Source organism: Moorena sp. SIO3I8, from assembly GCF_010692325.1.
Taxonomy (GTDB): domain Bacteria; phylum Cyanobacteriota; class Cyanobacteriia; order Cyanobacteriales; family Coleofasciculaceae; genus Moorena.
The window spans coordinates 1-1,781 of sequence record NZ_JAAHHW010000327.1; the positions used below are offsets into that span (position 1 = coordinate 1).

Here is a 1,781-nt window from a genome sequence, read left to right on the forward strand (position 1 = left end):
CTCAGAAAGGTCGAACATTCTGAGTAGGTAGTTAGCCGCAAGTCATATGGGGGCAAGATTGAGTCAGAAGCTAATGCCTGGGGTAATGCCCAGGATATGCCAACAGACTCACGTTATAGGAAAAGATATAGATGTAAATAGTGATTAATATGTCTAAAACTAGGGGGTTCGCCCCACAGTCGGAATGGAACAAGGTCAATTGGCGAAAGCTAGAAATGACTCTGTTTAAGTTACAAAAACGTATATATCGAGCCTCTCAACGTGGTGACGTTCGCGTAGTAAGAAAGCTCCAAAAGACTCTGATGAAATCCTGGTCAGCTAAAATGATTGCGGTTAGAAGGGTTACCCAAGAGAATAAGGGCAAAAAGACTGCCGGAATAGATGGGATAAAAGCCTTAAATAATAGGCAACGTCTCACCTTAGTAGCCAGCCTAAAAATCTCTAAAAAGGCTCAACCAACCAGAAGAGTATGGATTCCCAAACCTGGACGGAAAGAAAAACGGCCTTTGGGTATACCAATCATGTATGACCGCGCTCTACAGGCACTTACCAAACAGGCTATAGAACCTGAATGGGAAGCTAAATTTGAACCCAACTCTTACGGGTTCAGACCAGGACGCTCATGTCATGATGCTATTGAAGCAATATTCACGGCAACCAATAAAATGCCCAAATGGGTACTAGATGCGGATATTGCCAAATGCTTCGATAAAATTAACCACGATGCACTCCTAAACAAACTAAATACCTATCCATCCATGAGACGCTTAATAAAGTCCTGGCTAAAATCCGGTGTGATGGATAATGGAACATTCTCTTCTACAGATGAGGGTACCCCTCAAGGCGGAGTCATTTCTCCACTTTTAGCGAATATAGCCCTCCACGGAATGGAAAAAGAGATTAAACAATACGCTGAATCAATGCCTGGATGTAAACGGGATAATAAAAGAGCGCTAAAATTAGTCCGATACGCAGATGATTTTGTCATCATGCCTAAAAACCAAAACGTGGTAGAAGATTGCAAGGAAATCATCAATTCATGGTTAAAAGACATGGGATTGGAATTAAAGCCAAGTAAAACCAAAATAGTCCACACATTTGACGGATTCGACTTTTTAGGGTTCAATATCCGTCAATACAAAGTAGGTAAAAACCATTCTAAACAAGGCTTTAAAACCATCATCAAGCCATCCAAAGAAGCAATTCAAAAGCATTATGGACAGCTCTCAGAAGTCATACACAGACATAGAGCTGCCCCACAGGAGGCATTAATAAGCCACCTAAAACCTATTATACGCGGATGGTGTAACTATTACAGAGGAGTCTGTAGTAAAGAAACATTCTCGACAGTAGGATATATGCTTTGGAATAAACTACGAAGATGGGGATATAGGAGACATCCAAAAAAATCAAGAACCTGGGTATACAATAAATACTGGAAAACCAAAATAGAAAAGAATAAAAAACCCTGGGAAGCCCCCAAGGTCGATAACTGGACATTTTCAACTAATAAGGAAAATCTTCCAAAACATGCCGAAACAAAAATTGTAAGACATGTAAAAGTTGAAGAGACCCGTAGCCCCTATGATGGTGACCTTATTTATTGGAACACCAGAATGAGAAAACATCCTGAAATGACCAGTCAAAAGGGAAGGCTTTTGAAAAGGCAAAAAGGGTTTGAAGTTACCGTAAGATAGTGGAGCCTTTATAGTTGGTAGGTTATGGGTAAAAGGTTGAAGTCTTTTGTAGTAAGGCTCCACTATCTAAGGTTTCGTTTCCGG

General features: G+C 40.5%; 1 protein-coding gene. It reads left to right on the forward strand.

Features of this window, described 5'->3' with window-relative positions; genetic code table 11:
• Positions 1-149: 149 nt before the first annotated feature.
• Entirely contained in the window at positions 150-1,697 is a 1,548-nt protein-coding gene (gene ltrA / locus F6K51_RS36670; protein WP_293030934.1) for a group II intron reverse transcriptase/maturase, read from the forward strand.
• The last annotated feature ends 84 nt before the right edge of the window (positions 1,698-1,781 follow it).